Consider the following 24,570-nt stretch of genomic DNA (forward strand, 5'->3'; position numbering starts at 1 on the left):
GCTTTACCCTAAGCTCCCGCAAAGGAAAGCTCCGCCACCGCCACCAAGGGGCTTCCGAAGGCGGACCCAATCACCTCCCAGTCCAGCTCATCCCCCACGGCCTCAATGGCTTGGAGAAGCTCCAAAAGGTTCCCGGCCACCGCAAAGTTTTCCACCGCATAGCGCACCTCTCCCTCTTCCACCCAAAGCCCCAGGGCCTGCAGGGAGAAATCCAGGCTCACGGGGTTGGCCCCGGCGTGGAGGCCCATGAACTCGGTCACCAGGACACCCTTTTCCAGGCGCAGGTTGCCCACGGGCTCCAGGTAGAGGTTGGTGGGAGCCACGTCCAGGATTCCGCGGTAGGTGCGGAAGGCGTGGCCGGTGTTCTCCTGGCCCAGGGCCCTGGCGGTTTCCGCGTTGTGCAGGAAGGTTTTGAAGATTCCCTTCTCCACCATCACCGTGCGCCGGGCCGGGGTACCTTCGGCGTCAAAGGGGCGGGAAAGGAGGCCCTTTTCCAGGGTGGGGTCGTCCACCAGGGTGACCCATTCCGAGGCGATTCGCTCCCCAAGCCGGTTTAAGAGGCGGCTTTTGCCCTCGAGGGCGCTTTTGGCGGAAAGGGAGCGGGAAAGCACCAGGAGAAGCCCTGCCATGGCCTTGGGCTCCAGGTAGGCCCGGTAACGGCCGGTGGGGAGGGGCCTGGCGTTTAAGTGCCTTGCAGTTTTCTCCCGGATTTCCAAGGCGGTGCGGCCGGGGTCCAGGAGGTGAAACTCCTTGGCCAGCTTGAAGTCCCAGCCTTGCTTGAGGCTTGGGCCATCCCCCATCACCAGACTACCTCCCATCCCAGCAAGCCCAGTGCGGAAGGCACCCTCGGCCCCTAAGGTGCTGGAGAGGGCCACCCGGACCTCCTTTTCCATGTAGCTCCCCATGAGGACGCTTCGGGTGCGGGGGTCGTCCCGCAAGGCCCTTTCCAGTTCCAGGGCGCTTTGTTTCTTGGTTTCCAGGGGAGCGGAAAGGCCCTCCCCCAGAAGATCGTGGCTTCCCAAAGCCTGGCCCGGGGGGATGAAGCCTTCCTTGTCGGCAAGAAGGGCGTTATCCCTGGCCTCCGATAGGGTCCACTCTAAGGCCTCCGGGGAAAGCTCTTCCGTGTAGGCGTAGCCCATGCGGCCTTGGACCACCACCCTGAGGCCGATTCCCCCCTGGCGGGCCTCCTTGATCTCCTCCAGGGTGCCTTGCCGGGCCCTTAAGGAAAGCTCTCGCTCCTCCTGGAAGAGGACTTCCGCCTCGAGGCCCAGTTCCTTCGCCCGTCTTAACAGGTACCGCTTGGCTTCCTCCAGCGTCATGCCCTACCTCCCACCACGATTTCCGAGACCAGCACATGGGGCTGGCCCACCTCCACGGGCACCATTCCCGAGAGGCTCCCGCACATCCCGGGAGCGTTTTCCCAGTCCTTGGCCACGGCCACCACCTTCCTGATGGTCTCCGGTCCCTTGCCCACCAGCATGGCCCCGCGCACGGGTTCTTCCAGGCGCCCGTGACGGATGATGTACCCCTCCTGCACGGCGAAGTTGTACTCCCCGGAGCCCGGCTTCACCTGTCCGCCTCCCAATTCCTTGGCGTAGAGGCCGAACTCCACGCTGGCGATGAGGTCTTCCACCTCCTTGTCCCCCGGGGCGATGAAGGTGTTGCGCATCCTCGAGGTGGGGGCGAAGGTGTAGTCCTGCCTGCGGCCCGAGCCGGTCATGGGGTAGCCGGTGAGAAGATGGCCCAGGCGGTCCACCATGTAGCTTTTGAGGATGCCCCTTTCGATGAGCACCGTGCGCTCCGTGGGGCGGCCCTCGTCGTCCACCTCCGTGGAACCCCAGGCGTGGGAGAGGGTGCCGTCGTCGATGTAGGTGACCGCGGGGCTTGCTACCTCCTCTCCAAGCCTATCGGCCAGGACGCTGGCCTTTTTGGCCACGCTGGTGGTTTCCAAGAGATGCCCCAGGGCCTCGTGGAAGATAACCCCGCCGAAGGCGTTCCCCACCACCACGGGCATGGTCCCGGCGGGGGCGGGCTTGGCCCGCAGGTTGGTGAGGGCCTGGCGGGCGGCCTTGGCCCCCACCTCCTTGGGGGGGAAGAGGTCAAAGAGTTCCAGGCCCACGCTCTTGCCGGGGGCCGCGTAGCCCGTTTGCACCTCCGTGCCGTCTTGGGCCACCGCCAGCACGAAAAGCCGGGTGCGGACCCTCTTTTCCTCGGCCCACGTGCCCTCCGTGTTGGCGATCAGGACTTCCTGCTCCCATTCCTGGAGGCTGGCCTCCACCTGCCTGATCTCCGGGGCGATCCTGGCGCCGGCCTCGGCCTCCAGAAGCCTTTCCAGACGGTAGCGCTTGTCCTTTTCCCCGTAGGGTGTCCTGGGGGTGTGAAGGCCCTTGGGGAGAGCCTTGCGGAAGTCCAGGCCCCCGGCACCCCGTTCGTCCACCTGGCCCACGGCTCCCTTGGCCCGGAGAAGGGTTTCCAGGGCTTCCAGGAGGCCTTCGCGGGTGAGCTGGTTGGTGTAGGCGTAGACCACCTCGGTGCCGAAGAAAAGGCGGAGGCCCGCCCCGTAGTCCAGGCCGGAGATGGCCTCCTCCAGGCGGCCCGAACGCACGATCATGCGCCGCCTCCGGGAGCGCTCCGCATAGATCTCGGCGAAGTCGGCCCCGCCCTTTAGGGCTTGCCGCAGGAGGGTTTCCACCAGATCTGGGCTTAGCATGGAAGGAGGCTAACCCAGGACTGACCCGCGGGTCAACTCCTTGGGGAAGGATTCCCTGGAGGACTCCTTTGGGGGGTGTCACGCAGGTTCTGCCGGGGTGAGGTGGAGGAGGGTGTAGACCGCCCTTTCCAGGGCCAGCCAGGGATCCTTGCCCTCCTTGGCCCGGCGCTCTGCCTGGATCAAGGCGTCCAGGCTGGCCTCGAGGGCTTCCTTGGGGAGGCCTCGAGCCAGCTCCAGCGCCCTCTTGGCCGCGTAGGGATGGGCCTCGAGGCGGGCGAGGTCGGCTTCCGTGGGCCTGGGGTTCTCCTTGAGAAGCATCCAGGCCCTGGCCAGAAGGGAAAACTGCCAGGCGAAGGCCCCAAGTAGCCTTAGGGGCTCCTCTCCCTCCTCCCTTAGCCGCCTTAGGTGGCGGAAGGCAGCCTTGGCCTCCCCTTCCAAAACCGCCCGCACCAGGTCAAACCCGCTTACAGGGGGCTTTAGGGCCACCACCCGTTCCACCTTCTCCAGGGTGAGGGGAGGTGGAAGAAGGGCGAGCTTCTCCAGCTCCCGTTCCAGGGCCTCGAGGTCCCCTTCCAGGGAGGCCAGGTACTGGGCGATGCCGGCGGGTAGCCTGAACCCCAGCCGCTTGGCCCGGTTTTCCAGGTGGCGGACGAGGTCCTTGCCCTTCGGGGTGGGGAAGTCCCGCCGCTCCCGGGTGCGGTAGAAGGCGGCCCGGGCGGTGGTGGGCTTGGGATCAAGGAGGAGCACGGCCACCTCCTCGGGGACGTTTTCCAGAAGGGGCTTCAACACCTTCCACTCCCCGTCGCTCACCTCCCTCAGGTCCAGCATGGCCCCGGCTTTCCCGAAAAGCCCGGGGCTTAGGACCTCCGCCAGGGCCTCGGGCGTAGGCTCGGTGAAGCGAGTGAGGCCCCGAAGGGAGGCCTCCTGGAGAAGGGCCTCCTTGGCCAGAAAGGGATCCCCCGTGAAGGCGATGACCATGCTCTAGAAGGCACTCAGCCCCGTGGCCTCCCGCCCCAGGACCAGGGTGTGGATGTCGTGGGTGCCCTCGTAGGTGTAGACGGTTTCCAGGTTGAGCATGTGGCGGATGGCGTGGTACTCCAGGGTGATGCCGCTTCCCCCCAGGATGTCCCGGGCTAGGCGGGCGGCCTTCAGAGCCTTCCACACGTTCTGCCGCTTGGCCAGGGAAACCTGGGCGGGCTTGAGCTTCCCCTCGTCCTTTAGCCGGGCCAGGCGCCAGGCGAGAAGCAGTCCCTCCGTGTGATCGGCCAGCATCTCCGCCAGCTTGGCCTGCACCAGCTGCTTTTTGGCGATAGGCTCGCCGAAGGTGCTCCGGCTTTTGGCGAACTCCACCGCCTCGGTGTACACCGCCTCCAAGGCCCCCAGAACCCCCCAGGCGATGCCGAAGCGGGCCTGGGTGAGGCAGGAAAGGGGGGCCTTGAGGCCCTCAGCCTTGGGCAGGCGCAAAGCCTCGGGCACCCTCACCTCCTCCAGCACCAGCTCGCTGGTCACCGAGGCCCTCAGGCTCATCTTGTGCTTCACCTCCCGGGCCTGGAAGCCTGGGGTGTCGGTGGGGACGATGAAGCCCAGAACCCGCCCCTCCTCGTCCTTGGCCCAGATGATGGCGATATGGGCCAGGTTGCCGTTGGTGATCCACATCTTGGTGCCGTTTAGGACCCAGGTATCCCCCTCGAGGCGGGCTTTGGTTTTCATGTTGCCGTAGGGGTCCGAACCCCCATCGGGTTCGGTGAGGCCGAAGCAGCCCACCATCTCCCCCCGGGCCAGCTTAGGCAGGAACTCCCGCTTCTGCTCCTCGCTGCCAAAGGCGTAGATGGGGTACATGACCAGGGAGCTTTGCACGCTCACAAAGCTCCTAAGCCCCGAGTCCACCCGTTCCAGCTCGTAGGCGATGAGCCCGTAGGCGGCGCTGGAAACTCCTGCCCCTCCGTACTCCGGGGGCAGGGTGGGGCCTAGGAAGCCCAGCTCCGCGAACCGGGGTATGAGGTGGGTGGGGAAGACCCCTTCCTCCCACCAGTCCCGGATATAGGGCAGGGCCTCCTTTTCCAGGAAGCGGCGGGCGGCCTTTTGGATCTCTTTCTCCTCCGGGGTAAGGAGGTCTTCTAAGGCGTAGAAGTCCAGCATGGGGCACCTCGAGGGGCAGTTTACCGGAAGAAGAGGGGGCATAGCTCCTCATAGCACCTCGGCGAAGGCCAAGGTGGGGTGGTATCAGAGCATCCCCGCCAGAAAGCCCTGCTCCCGGATGGTGCGGAGGAGGTCCATCACCGTGAGGACCTGAGGGTCGTACTCCACCAGGACCTGGGCGGGGCCGGTGGCCTGGACCTGGGAGGTGCCCTCGAGGTCCCGTAGCGCCTTAAGGATCCTCTCCATCCCCTCGGGGGTAGGCTCTCCCCGGATGCCGATGAGAACCCGGTTCATGGTCCCTATTCTAGGATGCCCCGGGTTTCTCCCCTTTGCCCCCGGCTTCCCAGGACCCTCACCGCCAGGACCAAGGGTCCGATGGCAAATCCCTGGGCCTGTAAGGCCGCCTGAAGGTCCTCCCGTTTGGGGTCCAGGTGCAGGGCCACCTCGTAAACCCCGGCGTCGTAGGCGCTTTTCACCACGGCGGCCAGGAGGCCCTCCAGGACCGTCTGGTTCCTGCCCTCCACCCGGGTGACGAGGACCGTGGTGGTCTCTCCCTGCCACACCGCCTGGGCCAGGGCGAAGCCCATGGGCTCCTCCCCCTCTTCCGCCAGGAAGGAGTGGCCGGTGCGGGCGAAAAAGCGCACGGCGCCCAGGCTCAAGGGCCGGCTTCCCGCCACCCGGTTGAGGAGGTCCAGATCCAGCTCGGTGAAAGGACGGAAGCGCATGGGCCCATTATGCTTCCTGGGCCCGGGGTTTGGGGCGGAAGAGTAGGGCCTCGAGGAGGAGCACCAAGGCGGCGAGGAGGGCGAGGAACCGGCCTGCCCCTCCCTGGCTTGGAGGAAGAAAGCTGGGTCCGGGGGTGGGAAGAAGGGTTTCCACAGGGGAAAGGAGGCCCGTGCGCACCTCCCGGTAGGGTTTGAGGAAGTTGTAGACCAGGAGGGGGAAGAAGGGGCGCTCCTGGATGGCGGCCAAGGGGGGCAGGTAAAGCCCTCCTTCCGTGAAGTAGACAAGGCCCACCCCATCCTCCCCTTCCACCAGGGGCCGCCAGGAACTGGGGGGCGGGGGAGGAGGGGGCAGGCGCTCCCCCAAAAGGGCCACTCCTTCCAGGAGGGGATGAGGCGTAGCGAGGAGGACCGGGGTAGGGTTTCCCCCGGAAGGGGCCAGGTAGAGGGTTGGCCTATCGGGAAGCCCCTGGGGTACCCCGATGCGCACCCGCACCTCCTCCCCGGGAACCGCCCCCAGGAGGAGGAAGAGCCTTTCCAAGGCGGGGGCCTTGGGGTAGTCCACCCCAAGCCGCTTTAGGCCGAAGCCCGCCCCGTCGTCCAGGTCCAGGGCACCTCCATTCAGGAGCCGGGCGGTAAAGGTGGGGGGAAGGTTCTCCAGCCGGGCGAAGCCCCGGGCCGGAACCCGCACCTCCTCCACCCTGCCCCCCACCTCCACCTGGGCGACGAGGGTGCGGCTTGCGCTATTCCCTAAGGCCAAAAACCCCTGGGCCACGGCCACGATCCCCAGGTTCTCCCTGGGGCTTCCCACCCCGATGTACCCCTCCGCCCCAGGGGGCGCGGGGCCGTCGCTTGCCACCAACACCGGGGCCTTTAGAAGCCTCCGCCCCAGGGCGATGGCCTCCTCCAGCCGGGCCTCCCGGTCCCTTGCCTCCAGCGCCAGGAGCCGGGTCCTCAGGGCGATGCCGGGGGCAGGGCCATAGGCTTCCGGCTTTTCCCCAGCCCGCACCAAGACGGCCTCCGGGGTTCTTTCCAAAAGGGGGAGAAGCCTTTCCTTGGCCAGGTCCAAACGGGTCTTGGCTCCTTCCCGAGTGGCCATACTGGCGGAGGTGTCCACCACGAAGACCATGGGGGAGGGACCCAAGGGGGGATCCTCGAGGGCCAGGACCATCAGGGCGGCCGCCAGGAGAAGGAGGAAAAGCCTTGAGTCCAGCCGGGGCCGAAAGCGCTTCCTCCTGCCCCTCTGCCAAAGCCATACCCCGGCCCAGGGGCGCACCTTAGGCCTCCTCGCCCGGTAAAGGAGGTAGACGAGGAGGAGCACCGGAAGGAGGAGCCAGAGCATCGCCCTTAGCCTAGTCCCTTCTTGAGGGTATCTGCTAGAGTAGCAGGAGGTGATACCATGCCCGGGGTGCTGGTGCACTTGAGGCTTCCGGAAGAGCTTGTAAAGCGCCTGGACGAGGAGCGGAAGGGGCGTTCCCGAAGCGAGGTGGTGGCGGAGGCCCTGGAAGACTACCTCAGGCGGGTGCGGCTTCTCTCCCTGGTGGAGGAGGTGGCGGGTTCCGTGGGTTTTGAGGAGGCTCCCCACTGGGCCACGCCGGAGGATGTGGTGGGCTATGTCCGGACTTTGAGAGGGGAAGCGGAGGCCCGTTTGGATGCGTTATCTCCTGGACAGCACGGTGATCATTGATCTCTTTCGGGGCCATCCCCGGGTGGTGGCCTGGGTGCGGGGGAGTCTGGCCCAGGGGGCGACCCTGTGGGTTACGCCCATTACGGTGGCGGAGGTGTTGGCGGGCGTTCCGGAGAGGGGATTGGAGGCCCAGCGCCGGTTTCTCCGGGAGCTGGGTTTCGCGCCTTTAGACTTCGCGGTAGCCGAGCGGGCTGCAAGGCTTTTTTGGGAGAGGAAGGTCCAGGGAGCCCGGCTTCCTTTAGTGGACCTGTTGCAATGGGCAGCGGCAGAGGTGCACGGCCTTACCTTGGTCAGTTCCAATACCCACCATTACCCGGGCCCGGTGCTGGATCCGAGGGAAGGATAGCCATGTGGATTTTGGGCATTGACACCTCCTGTGACGACACAGGGGTAGGCCTGGTGAAGGACGGGGAGGTGGCGGTGAACCTGGTGGCCAGCCAGGTGGCCCTGCACCAGGCTTTCGGGGGGGTGGTGCCCGAGCTGGCCAGCCGGGAGCACCTGAAGGTCATCCGCCCCCTTGCGGAAACGGCCCTGGCCGAGGCGGGGATAGGGCCCAAGGATCTTTCCTTGGTGGCGGCCACCCGTGGCCCTGGGCTCATCGGGGCCCTGCTGGTGGGGTACACCTTCGCCAAGGGCCTGGCCTGGGCCTTGAGGAAGCCCTTCTATGCCATCCATCACCTCGAGGCCCACATCGCCGCTGCCTGGCCTCCTGGCCTGAACCCCCCTTTCTTGGCCCTGGTGGCCTCGGGTGGGCACACCCACCTTTTCGCGGTGGAGGCCCTGGGCCGTTACCGGCTTCTCGGGGCTACCCGGGATGATGCCGTCGGGGAGGCCTTTGACAAGGTGGCGAGGCTTCTCGGCCTGGGCTTTCCCGGGGGACCCGAGATCGAGCGTCTGGCCCAGGAAGCCAGGGAGAAGGTGCCCTTCCCCGTTCCTCTCAAGGACCAGAAGGGGTACGAGTTCAGCTTCTCCGGCCTCAAGACCAAGGCGGTGCAGCTGGTGGAGGCTGGGCATCCCGCCCCGGCCTTGGCCAGGGGGTTTCAGGAGGCGGCGGTGGAGCACCTGGCCCAGGTGGTCATCCGGGCTGCCCAGGACACGGGCCACCGGGTGCTTCTGGTGGCGGGAGGGGTGGCCGCCAACCGGGCCTTGCAGGCTCGCTTCCAGGAGGCGGGGCTTACCGTGTACTTCCCCCCTAGGGGCCTTTCCCAGGACAACGGGGCCATGGTGGCCTTGGCCGCCTGGCGCCGTTACCAAGGAGGTTTTCCCCCTAGTCCCCTGTCCCTTGGGGCCACCGCCTACTGGCCCCTCGAGGAGGCCTGAAGGCTTTCTCATCCTGGAGGGGTACAATCGGCCTTAGGATGCTGGGCCTCATACGGAAGCTTTTTGACAACAACGAGCGGGAGATTGCCCGCTACTACAAGCAAGTGGTGGAGCCCACCAACCGGCTGGAGCCGGAGGTGGAGAAGATCGCTGACCTGGCCGCGGCCTACGCGGAGCTCAAGGAGAAGCACGAGAGGGGAGCGAGCCTCGAGGAGCTTCTCCCCATGGCCTTCGCCTTGACCCGCGAGTCCGCCAAGCGCTATTTGGGCATGCGCCACTTTGATGTGCAGCTCATCGGCGGGGCGGTGCTCCACGAGGGCAAGATCGCGGAGATGAAGACCGGGGAGGGCAAGACCCTGGTGGCCACCCTGGCCGTGGCCCTGAATGCCCTAAGGGGTAAGGGTGTCCACGTGGTCACGGTGAACGACTACCTGGCCCGCCGCGACGCCGAGTGGATGGGGCCCGTGTACCGGGGCCTGGGCCTCACGGTGGGGGTCATCCAGCACAGCTCCACCCCCGAGGAGCGCCGCAAGGCCTACCTGGCCGACGTCACCTACGTGACCAACTCCGAGCTGGGCTTTGACTACCTCCGGGACAACATGGCCATCAGCCCGGACCAGCTGGTGCTTCGCCACGACACCCCCTTGCACTACGCCATCATCGACGAGGTGGACTCCATCCTCATCGACGAGGCCCGCACCCCTTTGATCATCTCCGGCCCGGCGGAGAAGGCCACGGATCTCTACTACAAGATGGCGGAGATCGCCAAGAAGCTGGAGCGAGGCCTTCCCCCGGAGCCCGGGGTGCGCAAGGAGCCCACGGGGGACTACACCATTGAGGAGAAGAACCGCTCCGTGCACCTCACCCTCCAGGGCATTGCCAAGGCGGAAAAACTCCTTGGGGTGGAGGGGCTTTTCAGCCCCGAGAACATGGAGCTCGCCCACATGCTCATCCAGGCCATCCGGGCCAAGGAGCTCTACCACCGGGACCGGGACTACATCGTCCAGGATGGCCAGGTCATTATCGTGGACGAGTTCACGGGCCGCCTGATGCCAGGGCGGCGCTACGGGGAAGGCCTCCACCAGGCCATCGAGGCCAAGGAAGGGGTCAAGATTGAGCGGGAGAACCAGACCCTGGCCACCATCACCTACCAGAACTTCTTCCGCCTCTACGAGAAGCGGGCCGGGATGACCGGCACCGCCAAGACCGAGGAGAAGGAGTTCCAGGAGATCTACGGCATGGACGTGGTGGTGGTGCCCACCAACCGCCCCATGATCCGGCAGGACTTCCCCGACGTGGTCTACCGCACGGAAAAGGGCAAGTTCTATGCGGTGGTGGAGGAGATCGCCGAGAAGTACGAACGGGGCCAGCCGGTCCTGGTGGGCACCATCAGCATCGAGAAGTCCGAAAGGCTTTCCCAGATGCTCAAGGAGCCCCGCCTCTATCTGCCCCGGCTGGAGATGCGCCTGGAGCTTTTCAAGAAGGCCAGCCAGAAGCAACAGGGGGAGGAGTGGGAGCGCCTAAGGAAGCTTCTGGAAAAGCCCACCCAGCTTAAGGATGAAGACCTTACGGCCTTTGAGGGCCTCATTCCCCCGAAGGGCAACCTGCGCGCCGCCTGGGAGGGCTTAAAGCGGGCGGTACATACCCTGGGCATCCTGCGCCAGGGCATTCCCCACCAGGTCCTGAACGCCAAGCATCACGCCAAGGAGGCGGAGATCGTGGCCCAGGCGGGCCGGAGCAAGACCGTCACCATCGCCACCAACATGGCGGGCCGGGGCACGGACATCAAGCTGGGGGGGAACCCTGAGTACCTGGCGGCAGCCCTTTTGGAAAAGGAGGGCTTTGACCGGTACGAGTGGAAGGTGGAGCTCTTCATCAAGAAGATGGTGGCGGGCCAGGAGGAGGAGGCCCGGGCCCTGGCCCAGGAGCTAGGCATAAAGGAAGAGCTCCAGGAAAAGATCCGCCAGATCCGGGAAGAGTGCAAGGCGGACGAGGAACGGGTGCGGCAACTGGGAGGGCTTTTCATCCTGGGCACCGAGCGGCACGAGTCCCGCCGCATCGACAACCAGCTTCGGGGCCGGGCCGGGCGCCAGGGGGACCCGGGGGGAAGCCGCTTCTACGTGAGCTTTGACGACGACCTCATGCGCCTTTTCGCCTCAGACCGGGTCATCGCCATGCTGGACCGCATGGGCTTTGACGACTCTGAGCCCATCGAACATCCCATGGTGACCCGTTCCATCGAGCGGGCCCAGAAGCGGGTGGAGGACCGCAACTTCGCCATCCGCAAGCAGCTTTTGCAGTTTGACGACGTGATGGCCCGCCAGCGGGAGGTCATCTACGCCCAGCGCCGCCTGATCCTTCTGGGTACGGATGAGGAGGTGAAGGAGGCGGCCTTGGGCATGGTGGAGGAAACCGTGGCGGGGATTGCGGAAAACATCCTGAACCCCCAGGTGCACCCCGAGGACTGGGACCTGGATGCCCTAAAGGCCACCCTCCTGGACACCGTGCCCCAGCTTGCGGACTACCCCTTTGAGGAGCTTCGCACCTTAAAGCCCGAAGAGGGCGTGGAGCGCTTGGTGGAGGCGGCTTTGAAGGCCTACGGGGCCAGGGAGCAGGAGCTTACCCCTCCCCTGATGCGGGCGGTGGAGCGCTTCGTGATCCTCAACGTGGTGGACTCCGCCTGGAAGGAGCACCTGCATAACCTGGACGTGCTCCGCCAGGGCATCTTCCTGCGGGGCTATGGTCAGAAGGACCCCTTCCAGGAGTACAAGATCGAGGCCACCCGGCTGTTCAACGACATGGTGGGCTTCATCAAGGGGGAGGTGGCCAAGTTCCTCTTCCGCCTCAAGGTGGAGGCGGAGCCGGTGCGCCCGGTGCGGGAGGCTCCTTACGTGCCCGTGCCCGCTCCCCAGGAGGAGGCCCGGCCCTTCGGCGTGGAGAAGAAGCGCCCCACCACCCCACCGCCCCAGCCCGGCCTTTCCCGGGCCGAGCGCCGAAGGCTCATGCGGGAGGAGAAGAAACGCAAGAAAGAGTGAGGAAACCGGCCCGGGGCTACCCCCGGGCCGGAAAGCTAGTTCGGTTAGGCCTCCACCTGGAGGCTAGCGGGGTCCAGGTTAGTGTAGACGTGCTGCACGTCGTCCAGGTCCTCCAAGGCCTCCACCAGGCGCATCACCTTGGCGGCCTCCTCAGGAGGCAGGGCCACGGTGTTCTGGGGATGCTGCACCACCTCCACCGCCTCCACGGGGATGCCCCGCCTTTTAAGCTCCTCGGCCATGCGGTAGGCCTCGGCGGGGTCGGTGTAGATGGTGAGGCTTTCCCCTTCCTCCTCGAGGTCCAGGGCTCCAAGCTCTATGGCTGCCTCCTGGGCGGCCTCGGAGTTCTGGCAGACGATCACGCCTTTGCGCTCAAACTGCCAGGCCACGCTGCCCGTGGCCCCCAGGGAGCCGCCGTACCTGTTGAAGACGTGGCGCACCTCTCCGGCGGTGCGGTTGCGGTTTTCCGTGAGGGCGTAGACCAGAAGGGCCACCCCGCCCGGGGCGTAGCCCTCGTAGATGATCTCCTCGTACTGCTCGGCTCCTTCCCCTCCCCCTTGCAGCTTCTGCAGGAGGCGCTCGATGTTTTCCATGGGGACATCGTCGGCGCGGGCGGCTTCGATGGCGTTGCGAAGCTGGACGTTGGCCTCGGGGTAGGGGCTTCCCCCCGCCCGGGCAGCCGCCTGGATGGCCCGTAGGTGCTTGGAGATGATCTTGCCGCGTTTGAGGTCGTTGGCGGCTTTTTTGCGCTTGATCTGTGCCCACTTGCTATGACCGGCCATGGCTCACCTCACCCATTATAGCCAGCCTTTCCAGCACCTTCTCCGCCAGGCGTTCCCCGGCCTCCCGGAAGGGGTGGAAGAGGAGGCTCACCCCGGCGGCTTCCAGGATGGGGTCTTCCTCCAGGTGGAAGCTGGTGGCGGCCAGGATCCCCTTAAAGCCCCGCTCCTTCAGCCAGCGAGCGGCGAGGACCTTGGCCTCGAGGTCCGGCAGGGCCAGGACCACCGCCTTAAGTCCCGTAAGGTCCAGGCGTTCCCAGAGCTCGGGGTCCTCCGCATCCCCGTAGAGGACCTTCCGCCCCTTGGCCTGGTGGCGGGCCACCTTCTCGGGGTCGGCGTCCAGGCCCACCGGGCGCTCCCCCTTGGCCTCCAGGATGCGGTAGACGGCTCCTCCGGTGCGCCCCATGCCCACGATGAGCACCGTGGCCCCATCCAGGCGCTCGGGCTCCTGGTCGGGGTGGCGCCCCTGGCGCTCCAGGGGAAGGAGGCGGGCCTCGAGGCGTTTGTAAAGGCTATGGCTGTACCGGGCTAGGGGTGCGGAAATCGCCATGGAAAGGGCCACCAGGAGGGCCAGGGTGGAAAGGCTATGGGGGAGAAGCCCCGCCCGTTCCAGCACGACCCCCACGATGAGGGCAAACTCCGAGTAGTTGCCCAGGTACATGCCGCTCACGAAGGCGGTGCGGGCCCGAAGCCCGAAGAGGAGAAACAGGGCGAAGAAGAGAGGGGTCTTGACCAAGGCCAGGAGGAGAAGGGACAGGACCACCCCGAGTTCCACGCCCTGTAGCCCTTCCCTGAGGCCGATATCCAGGAAAAAGGCCACCAGAAAGGCTTCCTTGAGGCTCCAAAGCCCCTTGGCCATCTCCCCTCCCTTTTCGTGGCCCGAGAGGAGGATGCCCATGATTAAGGCTCCCAGTTCCGGGGATAGCCCCATCTGGCGGAAGCCCTCGCCTCCCAGTAGGGCAAGGCCCAGGCCGAAGAGCACGAGTAGCTCGTCGTGGCCGCTTTTTTCCAGAAGCCAGGCCACGGCAAACCTGAGAAGGGGCAGGAGGAGAACCAGCCCTACCCAGGGGCTTATTTGATTCTCGCCATACAGGGTGATAAGGCCCACCGCCACCAGGTCCTGCAGGACCAGGATGCCCACGCTGAGGCGGCCATGGTACGTGGTGAGTTCCTTCTTGTCTTCGAGGACCTTCACCACAAGGACGGTGCTGGAAAAGGCCAGGGCGATGGCCAGGGGAAGGTTTCCCACGAGGAGGAAGGCGAGCAGGGCGAAAAGCAGGAGGTGGAGGCCGCCCACTCCCAGGATGCGGGGCTCGAGGAGGTCTTGAAAGCGGAGCTTTAACCCCACGGTGAAAAGGAGAAGGAGCACCCCGATCTCCGCCGCGCGGTGCAGGAATTCCGTCTCCCTTAGGCCCAAGCCGTGCAGGGCGAAGCCCGCCCCCAGATAGCCCACCAGGGGAGGAAGCCCCAGGCGGCTGGCCAAGAGGCCCAGGGTAAAGGCAGCAGCCACCCAGAGGGCTTCCATGGCTTCCAGGGTAGCAGACCAGCATGGGACAAGGGGGGTGTACCCCCCCTTGTCCCTACACCGAAAGGATTACTTCTTTTCTGCCAGGGCCTTGTCCAAGAGGGTCTTCCACTCCTCGTAGGGTAGGAAGCCCGTGCGCTTTTCCCCTGCGATGAAGAAGGTGGGGGTACCGGTGAGGCCCAGGTCCGAGGCCAGCTTCTGGTCGGCCAGGACCCCCTCGCGGTGCTTATTGGAGGAAAGGCACTGGCTAAAGGTGTTCTCGTCCAGCCCCATCTGCCCTGCCAGGTCCACCAAGTAGCGGTCCAGCACGCTCCCCTGGAGGTTTGCCCAGCTGGAGCTAGCCCGGAAGAGGACCTCGTGGTACTCGTAGTAGCGCCCTTGGTCGGCGGCGCAGGCGGCGGCCTCGCTGGCCCGGATCACGTTGGCCTGGCCGGGGAAGGGGAAGTCGCGGAAGAGGTAGCGCACCTTACCGGTGTCGATGTACTCGGCTTTAAGTCGGGGAAGGACGTTTAAAGCGTGGTTCTGGCAGTGGGGGCAGAGGTAGTTGGAAAAGTCCACCACCACCACGGGGGCGTTGGGGTCGCCCAGGGCAAAGCGGGCACCTTGGGCGGGGTCCAGCCCGGCTTTCCCCTTGGGACCCCAAAGGATCCAGCCCAAGCCGAGAAGGGCCAGGGCCACCACTACGAGAACTATAGCGCGCTGCATGGGTTTACTCTACCACGCTCCCGGTGAGAAACCCTGAGAGAGGCCCCCTTAGCCCCGGTAGGGGGACTGGCGGGCCTCGCCCTCCGGGGTGAGGTAGAAGGGGTTCGCATCGGTGGATACCATGGTTTCCGTTTCCACCGCCTCCTGGATGTCCTTGGGCAGGACGAACATGGCCTCGAGGTAGGGGGCGGAAAGGTGCCTTAAAGCCAGCTGCCGCTCCCGGATGCGGGCCTCGATGACCCCTTCGGAGAAGGCCGCGGGGTCAAAGGCATCCGAGGCCAGGAGGAAGCCAAAGTTCAGGAAGAAGCCGGGGATGTGGTTCTTGTAGCTCCGCACGTAGCGGAAAGCCTCCCGCACCGTGCGGTGCACCACGGGATGCACGCGGTGGTGGGTGAGCATGATCATCCCCGCCTGCATGCCCATGATCCCGCCCGGGTTCAGGTGGGCCTTCACCAGGCGGTAAAACTCCACCGTGTAGAGAAGCCTTGCGGGGTTGTCCTCCCCCACGGGGTCCGTGAGGTCGATGATGATGACATCGTACGTGTCCTGGGTGCGCTCCAGGTAAGCCCGGGCGTCGTCGATGATCAGGACCGTCCGGGAGTCCTCGAAGGCTCCCTGATGCCATTCGGGCATGTGGCGCTTGGCCACCTCCACCAGCTCCCCGTCGATGTCCACCATCACCGCCCGTTCCACGGTGGGGTGCTTGAGCACCTCCCTCAGGGTGGCCCCTTCCCCGCCTCCCACGATGAGCACGGTCCTGGGCTCGGGATGGGAGAGCATGGCCGGGTGGACCAGGGTTTCGTGGTAGACGTACTCGTCCCTTTCCGTGCTCTGCACGTCCTTGTCTAGGACCAGCACCTTGCCGAAGCCCTTGGTTTCAAAGAGAAAGTAGTCCTGGTACTTGGTGCGGCCGGAGGCGATCACCCTTTCCATGCGCCGCACCATGGTTTCGTAAGGGGTGATGTGCTCAAAAAAGTACATGCCGTAGTCCATAGCTTCAACCTCCTTGCTGGCCGCCAAAGGCCCGGCGCTTGATGGCGTGTTCCGTTCCCCGCCAGTAGCGGAAGGCCGATTCCTCCTTGGCTCCGAAGGCCCGGGAGAGCCCCTTCAGGACCTCCTCGGGGTCCACTCCATCCCGGTAGAAGTAGAGGTCCAGGGTGGCGGAGGCGTTGTCCTCGGGCCAGGTGTGGATCATCACCGCCGCCACCGGGCTCACCACCGCCGCCGAGAGCCCCTGGGGATGGAACTTGTACACCACCGACTGGGCCGAGCCCCTGGGTGCCCCCAGGCGCATCACCGCATCCAGGAGGGCTGCCTCCACCATCTTGGGGTTTTCCAAGACATCCAGGTCGCAACCGTAGATTTCCGCCACCCAGCGCCCGCCCGGCACCGTTTCCACAAAGGGCCATGATAGCACACCTTCACCCGAAGAAGTCCTTGAGCTGGTCTTTGCTGACGAGGACCTCCCGGGGCTTGGAACCCTTGGAGGGGCCCACGATCCCCATGGCCTCGAGGGCATCCATCAGCTTCCCGGCCCGGGCGTGGCCGATGGAAAGGCGGCGTTGCAGGCGGCTTACGGAGCCGTAGCCCTCCTCCACCACGATCTCCGCTGCCTTCTTGAGAAGGGGATCCGAGAAGTCCACCTCGCCGGGGCCCGCGCCCTCCGGCCCCTTGGGGGGCTCAAAGTCCTGGCCGTAGGCCTCGGCGAAGCGGTCCTCGTAACTCTGGCCCCTGAGGAAGCTGGCCAGGCGCCCTACCTCCTCCTCGGAGAGGTAGGGTACCTGCAGGCGCACGGGCTTGGTGAGCCCGGGCTGGTAGAAGAGGGCATCCCCCTGGCCGATGAGCTTTTCCGCCCCTTGGGTGTCCAGGATGGTGCGGGAGTCGAAGCCGCTGGACACGGCAAAGGCCAGGCGGGCGGGGATGTTCACCTTGATGAGGGAGGTGAGGATGTCCACGCTGGGCCGCTGGGTGGCCAGGATGAGGTGCATGCCCGTGGCCCGGGCCATCTGGGCCAGGCGCAGAATGGCGGATTCCACCTCCTTGGGGGCGGTCATCATCAGGTCGGCCAGCTCGTCCACCACGATGATCAGGTAGGGAAGGGTTTCCCCGCCCTCCTTTTCCATCTTGGCGTTGTACTGTTCCAGGTTCCTGGCCCCCACCCCGCTTAGGAGCCGGTAGCGCCGTTCCATGTGGGCCACCGCTCCTTGCAGGACCCCGGCGGCTTCCTCGGGGCTGGTGACCACGGGGCGCACCAGGTGGGGGATGCCCTCGTAGGGGGTGAGCTCCACCATCTTGGGATCCATGAGGAGGAAGCGCAAGGAGGTGGGGAGGTGTTTAAAGAGGAGGCTTGCGATAAGGACGTTGATGGCCACGCTCTTGCCGCTTCCCGTGGAGCCGGCGATGAGGAGGTGGGGCATTTTGGCGAGGTCCCTTACCCAGATCTCCCCCTCGATGCTCTTGCCGAGGACCAGGGGCAGAAGGGCCTTGGCGTTTTGGAAGGCAGGGGAGAGGACCGCCTCGGAAAAGCGCACCAGCTCCCTTTTGGGGTTTGGCACCTCGAGGCCCACGGTGTTCTTCCCGGGAATAGGGGCTTCGATGCGCACCGCCCCCACCGCCAGGGCCCGGGCCAGGTCGTTTTGCAGGCTCTGGATGCGGCTGATCTTCTCCCCGGGGGCGGGCAGAAGCTCGTAGCGGATCACGGAGGGGCCGCGGGCATGGCCCACCACCTCCGCCTGCACCCCGAAGTGCTTGAGGGTGTCGGCGATGGTGCGCTTCAGCCTTTCCACCTCCTCCTCCAGGCCCCGGGCGGTTCCCTTGGGCTCCGGGGGGTCCAGGAGGTCCGGGGTGGGGAGGGCCAGGGCCGTGCTCTGGGGACGGGAGCGGAGCGGTGAAGGGAGGTCCGGCTGGACCTGGGCTGGGGAAGGTTCGGGGAAGACCAGGTCTAGGTCGAAGGGTTCCGGTTCAGGGGCAGAGGGTGGGGAAGAAACAGCGGGCGGGGGATTCCCCGTGAGCAGGGCCCTAAGCCCCTCGGCCTGGGCCTCGGGATGACGGGAGAGGAAGGATAGCCAAGAGGAAAGCTCCTCGTAGCGCCCCTCGAGGTCCTGGACCAGACCGGAAAGCTCCTCCCAACGGGCCCTGCGCTCTTCCCGAAGCCTTAGGCCCTGGACCAGGCCTCCCACGCTGGGCTTGAGTGCGGGAAAGGTGAGAAGGGCTTTCAAGCGGGATAAAAGGGCCTGGGCCTCGAGGTGAAGGGCTGCCCGCCGTTCCTCCAGGGCATCCCGCAAGGGACCTTCCCCCGGCACAGGGGTTTTCAAGCCTTGGAGAAGGGCTTGGAGCCGGGGTTCCAGGGGCCTTTGGTCCTCTTCCATCTGCCGCTTCAGCTCGGCGGCCCGTTCCTTCAGGAACTCCCTTAAAGCCTTTTCCACCCCCGGGAGTTCCGCAGGGGAGAGGTTCTGCGCCAGGGCCTTTAGGGCGGTGTGTTCAGGGTAAAGGCGGGCGAGGAAACCGATCCTTTGCCTGAGAAGAAGGGCTTTCAGGCGGTGGCGGATCCGGCGCACGCCCTCCACCCCCAGGTGCAGGCCGGTGAGAAGGAGGTGAAAAGGGGGTTTTCGCCGCCAGAGGTCCAGGACCAAGGAGGCCAGGATGGGGGGAAGGAGGAAGCCCAAGGCCCCTGCCTTGGCTTCCAGGAAGGAGCGCACTTCCTCGCCCATCCGGCCCGAAAGGGGTCCCAGGAGGGGAAGGAGGACGAAGGCCAGGAGGTAAAGGAAAAGAAGGTGGCGAAGAAGAGGCTTTAGGGGTTTGTTCCGGAAGAGGAAGGCCCCCAGGAGGAAAAGGCTTGGCGGAAGGAGGTAGGCGGGTAGACCCAGCGCCTGGTAGAAGGTTTCCCGGAGGAAGGACCCGAAGGCCCCTGTGGGCAAGGGTAGAAGGGGAGCGGCAAAGAAGACCCCCGCCCCCAAGGCCACGGTACCCAGGGCCTCGAGGTCGCGGTTTCGGCTGGGCCTAGCCGGTTTCCGCTTCGCCATCGGAAGGATTATAACCTGGCGGCATGGAAGGGAAAAGGGAAGCCCGGGGCAGACTTCCCCGGGCCCGAGGTTAGGGGGCTACTTCTTCAGCTCCTTAATCACCGCCTGGGTGAGGTCGGTGTCCTCGTCGGCGTAGACCACCAGCCCCGACTGGGCCGCCACCTGGCGGCTCATAACCACGGCGAAGCCCTGGGCCTTGGCCACCTTGGCGATGGCTTGGTCCACCTCCTCCAGGATGGGCTTGAGCACCGGATTCTGCCGGTCCTGCCATTTCTTCAGGGTGTCCTGGTAGGTCTTGAGGAGGGCCTCGTAGTCCTGACGCTCCTTGGCCGTGGCCTGGCCCGAACGGATCTTTTGGTCCAGGGGCTTGAGTTTCTCCTCCAGGGGAGCCAGCTCCTTGCGGGCCTGGGCCTGGAGGTCCTGCACCTTCTTGTAGTCGGGGTGGGCCTGCACCAGGGCATCCGCATCCACGAACCCCAGCCGGGTGGCCACGTTCTTGTTCTGGGCCAGCATGGGGGTGAGGAGGGCGCCAAGGGCCAAGAGGAGGGCTGCTAGGGGAAAGCGCTTCATAGGAGAAAGCCTAAGGCCCTAGGGTGAAGGGTGCGTGAGAGAAGCCTCTCTATCGCTTTGCCCCAGGTGGGGGTACCATGCATGGAGGAGGTGGATTATGCGCAAGGTGCTCTGGATGTTGGCGTTGTTGGCCTTGGGCACGGGAGCTCTTGCCCAGCGGGCGGTGTCCTTCCGCCTATCCCTGCCCCCGGCGGGGCTGGGACTGGGCCTCGAGGCGCCCTTGGAGCGCAACTTGGCCTTCCGGGGATTTGTGGACCTCTTTCCCGGCGGACCCAGTTTCCTGGCGGCGGGCGAGGTGCTGTTTAAGCCTGACCTGGGCCAGTGGGATAGGGACCTCAGGGGGATACGTCCCTATTTTGGCGGGGGGCTCGCCGGCTACTTTGCTGGCCCGGGTGAGGTGGGGATTCATCTCTCCCTGGGGGTAGAGTTCCTCCTGGACGCCCGCACAGGGATCTTCCTCGATGGGGAGTATTTCTACGCCTTTGGAGGAGGGCGCTTCCCGCGGACGGTGCTCGGGGCCAATCTGCGCTAGGTGAGGACCCGGCTTCCCCGTCCAGGCTTCCTGGACGGGGGACATTTTTCCTACCAACCCTGGGTAGACTGAGAACCGGAGGTGAAGCCATGCTGGTCAGGGACTGGATGACCAAGGACCCCCTCACCGTGGCCCCGGATACCCCGGTGCTGGAGGCCATCAACCTTTTGAAGAACAAGGGTTTCCGGCGCTTACCGGTGGTGAAGGACGGGAAGCTCGTTGGGCTGGTCACCGACAAGGACCTCAAGGACGCCATGCCCTCCAAGGCCACCACCCTCTCCGTGTGGGAGATGAACTACCTCCTCTCCAAGCTCACGGTGCAGGAGGTCATGGCCAAGCCGGTGATCACCGTGGAGGCCGACGCACCCCTGGAGAAGGCAGCCCTTTTGATGGAGGAGAAGAAGATCGGCGGCCTTCCGGTGATGGACGGGGAGAAACTGGTGGGTATCATCACCGTGACCGATGTCCTGAGGGCCTTTATTGAGGTATTGGGGCTTAAAATGGGGGGCTTGCGCATCACCGTGGACATCCCCGATGTACCCGGGGCCCTGGCCCAGATGGCCCGGGCGGTTCCCCCGGCCAACATCGTTTCCATCGCCACCGCTGCCCATTTGAACGGGTACCAGCGCCTGGTCCTGAGGGTGGTGGGGGAGGATGTGGAGGGTGTCCCTGACCGGCTTCGGGCCGCCGGGGAGCGGGTGGTGGACGTACGCCCCGGTTAGGCGCCGTTGCGGTAGGCGGGATAGGAGCCCAGGACCTTGAGGAAGGCGGCCCGCCTGAGAAGGCCCAGAAGGGCTTGGGCGGGACCGGGGTCTTCCAGGTGGCCCTCGAGGTCCAGGTAAAAGAGGTAGCTGAAGGGCTTATCGCGCCTGGGCCGGGACTCCAGCTTGGTGAGGTTCACCCCGGCCTCGGCGAACACGGAAAGAGCCTCCAGAAGCCCTCCGGGCCGGTGGCGCACGGCGAAGACGATGCTGGTCTTGTGGGGACCTTCCCCCTTAGGGGCTTCCTCCTGCCCGATGACGAAGAACCGGGTGTAGTTGTGGGGGTAATCCTCGATGTTTTCCGCCAGCACCTTTAGGCCGTAAAGCTCCGCGGCCCGCCGGCTGGCGATGGCCCCCACCCCGGGCTCGGGGTCCTCCGACAGGGACCGGGCTGCCCCTGCCGTGTCAAAAACCGGGATGGGCGTAAGGCGCATGCGGGCCAGGAAGCCGTCGCACTGGGCCAGGGCCTGGGGGTGGCTTTTGACCGCCTTGAGGTCTTTGAGCTCGGTGCCCTCGGGAGCGAGGAGGCAGTGCTCCACCCGGTGGATGATCTCTCCCACCACGTGGAGGTCGCTTTCCAGAAGCAGGTCGTAGGTCTGGTTGATGCTGCCTGCGGTGGTGTTCTCCACGGGCACCACCCCGAGTTGCGCTTCCCCTGCTTCCACCGCCTCGAAGACCTGGTGGAAGGTGGGAAAGCCTATGGGGGTGGAGCCGGGAAAGTTCCTGAGCAGGGCCTCCTCGCTATAGGCTCCTTCCGTTCCCTGGAAGGCGATCCTCATGCCCTTCATCCTACCGCTTCCCGTAGACAGGGGAAAGGCGCCTCCCTTAGCATGGCCCTTGTGGCGCGGCTGCTTGTGGTGGACGATGACCCCCGCATCCGGCACCTGTTGGAGCTCCTCCTTTCCGGGGTCGGCCACCAGGTGGTGCTGGCGGATTCGGCGAAAGCCGCCCTGGAGCATCTGCGCAGGGAAACCCCGGATCTGATCCTCCTGGACATCATGATGCCGGATATGGATGGCCTCACCCTCCTGGGGCGCATCCGGGCGGTGCGCCGCCTGGCCAAGGTGCCGGTGATCATGTTCACCGGGGGTGGCAAGGAGCTGGAGGGACCCAGCCGGGCTTTGGGGGCGGATCTCTTCCTGGAGAAGCCCGTTTCCGGCCGCCGGCTCAAGGAGGTGGTGGAAAACCTTCTTGCTCGGGAAGGGTATGTGCTGCCCGGCGGGGAGCGGGTAAATAGCCTCGAGGAGGTGGGTAGCCGCTTGCGGCACGCCTTGCCCGAGGAGGCCCGCTTCAAGCTCCTTTGGCGAAAGACGGCAAGCCGCCGTGCCCTTCTGCAAAACCTTTTGGCCAAGGGCTGGACCGAGGCCCTTTTGCGGCGCATTCTTCCCGGTGAATACGACCTCTATGACCTTCTTGGCCACCTGGCCTTTGGCTGGCCTTTGGTGCCCTTGAGGGAGCGGGCAGCCCGGGTGCAGGACCCCCGCCTGGCTTCCCACCTGGAGGCCTATCTGGAGGAGAAGCGGCTACCCCTGGAGGGGAATGGCCTTCTGGAAGAGCTGGCCCAGGCCCTGTACGCTTAGGGGGTGGCCGAGCTTTTAGAGATCACCGATCCTGAGGCCTGGAACCGCCTGGTTTCCAGCCTCCCCATCACCAGCGCCCTGCAGTCCTGGGGCTGGGGGGAGGTGAAGCGGCTTTCCGGCTGGGTGCCCAGGCGGCTTGCGGTCTACGGAAAGGAGGGGCTTCTGGGGGCGGCCCAGGTGCTGCTGCGCCCCCTGCCTGGGGGTCTCCGCCTGGCCTACGCTCCTAGGGGACCTGCCCTTTCCCGCCTCGAGGACCTGCCCCTGGTGGCCAAGGCCCTGGCCCAGGGAGTGCGGGGTACCCACCTGGTCCTCGAGCCCGAGGCGGGATGGCCGGCGGAGGAACCTCCCCCCACCTTTCCTGGCCTCCTCCTCGAGGAATCCATCCAGCCCGCCTATTCCCTATGGCTGGACCTCACCCAAGGGGAAGAAGCCCTCCTTAAGGGGATGAAGGAGATGCACCGCCGCAATGCCCGCCTGGCCCTCAAGCGCACGGAGCTTGGCGTGGAGGGGGAGGAGGCCTTTCCCGAGTTCTTCCGCCTCTTCGAGGAGACCAACCGCCGGGCCAAGCTCCTGCAGCACGCCAAGGAGTACTACCAGGCGGTGCTCAGGGAGATGAACCAGCCCTATGGGGAGGCCTTCTTGGCCGTGGCCCGTAAGGATGGGGAGGCCTTGGCGGCGGGGCTTTTTGTGGCCTTCGCTGGTAAGGTGGACTACCTTTATGGGGGGAGCAGCCGCGCCCACCCCGAGGCCAAGGCTCCCATGGGCATGCACCTGGCGGCCATCCGCCATGGGATCGGACGCGGCTACCGCATCTACGACCTCTGGGGCGTGCCCAGGACCCCGGAGGGCAGCCATGCAGAGGGGATATGGCGCTTCAAGGAGGGGTTTGGGGGTAGGCGCGTCCACTTTCCCGCCTACACCCTGCCCCTTTCCCCCCTCTACTGTCCCTTGAAGCTCCTCCTGCGCTTGCGCAAGACCTGGGTGAACCTGCGGGTGCGGGGGAACCCGCGGGATGTCCTGGGCTGAAAGGGCTTGCGGGTCTTGTCATCTTTCTCAAGGGGCCTTGGGTAAGGTGGGAAGGTGGTGCGGCTCCTCCTTCTTCTTGTTGTCGTCTTCGGTATGGTTTTTTGGTTCCTCCGGCCCCCGCCAAGGCCCTTGCCCACGGAAGGCGTGCGCCTTAAGGGGGTGGAGTTCTACCTTTTCCCCGAGGAGGAGGCGGTGGAGTGGTGGTTCACCGCCCAGGAGATGGTGGAGGAGGGAGGGGTTTTCCGCATCCAGGGGGGGCTTAAGGGGGAACGCTATGTGGAGGACCGGCTGGACCTGCGCCTTTTCGCCCCCGAGGTGGCGGTGGAGCCAGGGGATAACCTGCGGGCTCCTTTCGCCCGGGTGGAGATCCTGAAGGGATGCTTCCGCCTCCAGCTTTCTGCCCCGGGCAAGGGGGAGGTCCTCATCCGTCAGAAGGAGGGGTTTTTCGCCCCCTGGGTACGGATCGAGGCCCCTAATCTGAGGGGAGAGGCCCAGGGCTTTCGCTCGGATTTCGGCATGGAGCGCATAGAAGCGGAAAGCCCGCGGTTTGAGTTTCCCGCGGGTGGCACCTTTGGTCCTTGTACCGTGGAAGGAGGTAGCTCATGAGAAGGTGGGTCTGGTTGTCCCTTTTGGGTTTGGCCTTGGCCGCTTCCGGCGTCCGGGTTATTCAGGTGGAAGGGGGTCGGCTTTCGGGGGACCTGCGCTACGGCCCCTGGACCTTTGAGGGGGAGGTGAGGGGCCGGGTGAAGGACCTGGAGATCCGCTCCCCCAAGGCCACCCTCACCGCTCCCAAGGGCAAGACCATGCAGGAGGCGGAAGGGGAGCGGGAGGCCCGCTTTGAGGGCGGGGTGGTGGTGCGCCGGGGCCGGGTGGAGGCCAGGGGGCCGGTTCTGGTCTACCGGGAGAAGACCGGGGAGGGAGAGCTTCTGGGCCCGGCCCGCATGCGCCAGGAGCCCAAGCCGGGGGAGGACCCGGTGGAGGTGGAGGCCAGCCGCATGACCTTCCAGGTGGACACGGACACCTCCAGCAGCGAAAATGCCCTCCTTAAGACCGGGGACCAGGAGGGGCGGGCCGCCTTTGTCTACTACGAGGAGGAGAAGGGCCTGGCGGTGTTCACCGATTCCAAGGAAGTGGTCCTCACCCGTAAGCGCAAGGACGGGGACCTGGTGATCCGGGCCAAGGAGGTGCGAAGCCTCACCGGACCCAAAAAGCTCATCGCCACCGGGGGGGTGCGGCTCCAGGACGGGGATCTGGTCACCACGGGGGAGAGCCTCTACTACGACGATACCACCGGGGAGGCCATCGTTTTGGGCAGACCGGCGGTGAGCGAGAACAAGAAGGAAGGGTTCAGGCTTTCGGGGAACACGCTCCAGCACAATGTGAACCGCCACCAAGTGCGGGTTTACGGCAAGGAGTTCCGCCTGCCCGTGGGGGAGTTTAGGAAGCTTGGGGAGAAGTAA

General features: G+C 65.6%; 25 protein-coding genes. 10 read left to right on the forward strand and 15 right to left on the reverse strand.

What is annotated here, in order from left to right; genetic code table 11:
• Positions 1-8 precede the first annotated feature (8 nt).
• The 7 genes from AC27GT_RS04010 to AC27GT_RS04040 form a co-directional block, all read right to left on the reverse strand.
• Positions 9-1,319, reverse strand: a complete 1,311-nt coding sequence (locus AC27GT_RS04010; RefSeq protein WP_015717703.1) for a TldD/PmbA family protein — start codon at positions 1,317-1,319, stop codon at positions 9-11.
• Positions 1,316-2,710: a TldD/PmbA family protein gene (locus tag AC27GT_RS04015; protein ID WP_487223564.1), complete on the reverse strand. Its 1,395-nt coding sequence runs from the start codon at positions 2,708-2,710 to the stop codon at positions 1,316-1,318. The genes AC27GT_RS04010 and AC27GT_RS04015 overlap by 4 nt, the downstream gene beginning before the upstream one ends.
• 78 nt (positions 2,711-2,788) lie before the next feature.
• Complete coding sequence (holA, locus tag AC27GT_RS04020; protein WP_015717701.1) at positions 2,789-3,688, reverse strand: DNA polymerase III subunit delta; 900 nt, start codon at positions 3,686-3,688, stop codon at positions 2,789-2,791.
• 3 nt (positions 3,689-3,691) lie between these two features.
• Entirely contained in the window at positions 3,692-4,849 is a 1,158-nt protein-coding gene (locus AC27GT_RS04025; RefSeq protein WP_028493846.1) for an acyl-CoA dehydrogenase family protein, read from the reverse strand.
• Positions 4,850-4,933: 84 nt separating this feature from the next.
• Complete coding sequence (locus AC27GT_RS04030; RefSeq protein ID WP_015717699.1) at positions 4,934-5,143, reverse strand: hypothetical protein; 210 nt, start codon at positions 5,141-5,143, stop codon at positions 4,934-4,936.
• 5 nt (positions 5,144-5,148) lie between these two features.
• Positions 5,149-5,574 (reverse strand): DUF1999 family protein, encoded by a 426-nt coding sequence (locus AC27GT_RS04035; RefSeq protein ID WP_054392032.1) that lies wholly within the window; start codon positions 5,572-5,574, stop codon positions 5,149-5,151.
• Positions 5,575-5,581: 7 nt separating this feature from the next.
• Entirely contained in the window at positions 5,582-6,913 is a 1,332-nt protein-coding gene (locus AC27GT_RS04040) for a vWA domain-containing protein (RefSeq protein ID WP_038070034.1), read from the reverse strand.
• A gap of 57 nt (positions 6,914-6,970) precedes the next feature.
• Between AC27GT_RS04040 and AC27GT_RS04045 the strand changes: the two genes are divergently transcribed.
• The 4 genes from AC27GT_RS04045 to secA are packed head-to-tail and all read left to right on the forward strand — an operon-like array spanning position 6,971 to position 11,613.
• Entirely contained in the window at positions 6,971-7,258 is a 288-nt protein-coding gene (locus AC27GT_RS04045; RefSeq protein WP_015717696.1) for a ribbon-helix-helix domain-containing protein, read from the forward strand.
• Positions 7,224-7,604, forward strand: a complete 381-nt coding sequence (locus AC27GT_RS04050; RefSeq protein WP_081892743.1) for a type II toxin-antitoxin system VapC family toxin — start codon at positions 7,224-7,226, stop codon at positions 7,602-7,604. Before AC27GT_RS04045 ends, AC27GT_RS04050 begins: the two co-directional genes overlap by 35 nt.
• Positions 7,605-7,606: 2 nt before the next feature.
• Entirely contained in the window at positions 7,607-8,578 is a 972-nt protein-coding gene (tsaD, locus tag AC27GT_RS04055; protein WP_038070030.1) for a tRNA (adenosine(37)-N6)-threonylcarbamoyltransferase complex transferase subunit TsaD, read from the forward strand.
• 38 nt (positions 8,579-8,616) lie between these two features.
• Positions 8,617-11,613: a preprotein translocase subunit SecA gene (gene secA / locus AC27GT_RS04060; RefSeq protein WP_054392030.1), complete on the forward strand. Its 2,997-nt coding sequence runs from the start codon at positions 8,617-8,619 to the stop codon at positions 11,611-11,613.
• Between the two features lie 44 nt (positions 11,614-11,657).
• On the opposite strand, the gene AC27GT_RS04065 is transcribed toward secA, so the two are convergent.
• The 7 genes from AC27GT_RS04065 to AC27GT_RS04095 all read right to left on the reverse strand — a co-directional run bounded on the left by AC27GT_RS04065 (position 11,658) and on the right by AC27GT_RS04095 (position 19,211).
• Positions 11,658-12,392 (reverse strand): YebC/PmpR family DNA-binding transcriptional regulator, encoded by a 735-nt coding sequence (locus tag AC27GT_RS04065; protein WP_054392029.1) that lies wholly within the window; start codon positions 12,390-12,392, stop codon positions 11,658-11,660.
• A complete protein-coding gene (locus tag AC27GT_RS04070) occupies positions 12,379-13,914 on the reverse strand; it encodes a cation:proton antiporter family protein (protein WP_015717691.1) in 1,536 nt (511 codons plus the stop codon). The genes AC27GT_RS04065 and AC27GT_RS04070 overlap by 14 nt, the downstream gene beginning before the upstream one ends.
• Positions 13,915-13,983: 69 nt before the next feature.
• On the reverse strand, positions 13,984-14,619 hold the full coding sequence (locus AC27GT_RS04075; protein WP_038030294.1) for a DsbA family protein: 636 nt from the start codon (positions 14,617-14,619) through the stop codon (positions 13,984-13,986).
• A 48-nt stretch (positions 14,620-14,667) separates the two neighbouring features.
• On the reverse strand, positions 14,668-15,612 hold the full coding sequence (speE, locus tag AC27GT_RS04080; protein WP_054392028.1) for a polyamine aminopropyltransferase: 945 nt from the start codon (positions 15,610-15,612) through the stop codon (positions 14,668-14,670).
• 4 nt (positions 15,613-15,616) lie between these two features.
• A complete protein-coding gene (speD, locus tag AC27GT_RS04085; RefSeq protein ID WP_038030290.1) occupies positions 15,617-16,018 on the reverse strand; it encodes an S-adenosylmethionine decarboxylase in 402 nt (133 codons plus the stop codon).
• A gap of 22 nt (positions 16,019-16,040) precedes the next feature.
• Positions 16,041-18,641 (reverse strand): FtsK/SpoIIIE family DNA translocase, encoded by a 2,601-nt coding sequence (locus tag AC27GT_RS04090; protein WP_487223565.1) that lies wholly within the window; start codon positions 18,639-18,641, stop codon positions 16,041-16,043.
• 78 nt (positions 18,642-18,719) lie between these two features.
• A complete protein-coding gene (locus AC27GT_RS04095) occupies positions 18,720-19,211 on the reverse strand; it encodes an OmpH family outer membrane protein (RefSeq protein WP_015717686.1) in 492 nt (163 codons plus the stop codon).
• 97 nt (positions 19,212-19,308) lie between these two features.
• Here AC27GT_RS04095 and AC27GT_RS04100 point away from each other — a divergent pair, with 97 nt between their 5' ends.
• Together AC27GT_RS04100 and AC27GT_RS04105 are read left to right on the forward strand one after the other, a co-directional pair.
• Positions 19,309-19,743: a hypothetical protein gene (locus AC27GT_RS04100; protein ID WP_487223566.1), complete on the forward strand. Its 435-nt coding sequence runs from the start codon at positions 19,309-19,311 to the stop codon at positions 19,741-19,743.
• Positions 19,744-19,832: 89 nt separating this feature from the next.
• Positions 19,833-20,465 carry a CBS and ACT domain-containing protein gene (locus tag AC27GT_RS04105; protein ID WP_038070018.1) on the forward strand — a complete coding sequence of 211 codons (633 nt, stop codon included), beginning with the start codon at positions 19,833-19,835 and terminating at the stop codon, positions 20,463-20,465.
• Here the strand turns inward: AC27GT_RS04105 and pheA are convergent.
• The gene (gene pheA / locus AC27GT_RS04110; RefSeq protein WP_219758616.1) at positions 20,462-21,283 is read right to left on the reverse strand and encodes a prephenate dehydratase; all 822 of its coding nucleotides are present in this window, start codon (positions 21,281-21,283) and stop codon (positions 20,462-20,464) included. The two genes, AC27GT_RS04105 and pheA, sit on opposite strands and share 4 nt — an antisense overlap.
• A gap of 51 nt (positions 21,284-21,334) precedes the next feature.
• Here pheA and AC27GT_RS04115 point away from each other — a divergent pair, with 51 nt between their 5' ends.
• Genes AC27GT_RS04115 through AC27GT_RS04130 form a run of 4 tightly spaced genes read left to right on the forward strand, consistent with a single transcriptional unit; the run spans position 21,335 to position 24,570 of the window.
• Positions 21,335-22,084: a response regulator gene (locus AC27GT_RS04115; protein WP_370533878.1), complete on the forward strand. Its 750-nt coding sequence runs from the start codon at positions 21,335-21,337 to the stop codon at positions 22,082-22,084.
• Between the two features lie 3 nt (positions 22,085-22,087).
• A complete protein-coding gene (locus AC27GT_RS04120; protein WP_219758614.1) occupies positions 22,088-23,110 on the forward strand; it encodes a lipid II:glycine glycyltransferase FemX in 1,023 nt (340 codons plus the stop codon).
• Between the two features lie 54 nt (positions 23,111-23,164).
• On the forward strand, positions 23,165-23,716 hold the full coding sequence (locus AC27GT_RS04125) for a hypothetical protein (RefSeq protein WP_370533877.1): 552 nt from the start codon (positions 23,165-23,167) through the stop codon (positions 23,714-23,716).
• On the forward strand, positions 23,713-24,570 hold the full coding sequence (locus AC27GT_RS04130) for an LptA/OstA family protein (protein ID WP_219758612.1): 858 nt from the start codon (positions 23,713-23,715) through the stop codon (positions 24,568-24,570). The genes AC27GT_RS04125 and AC27GT_RS04130 overlap by 4 nt, the downstream gene beginning before the upstream one ends.

This window comes from Thermus sp. KWY1 (assembly GCF_057547025.1).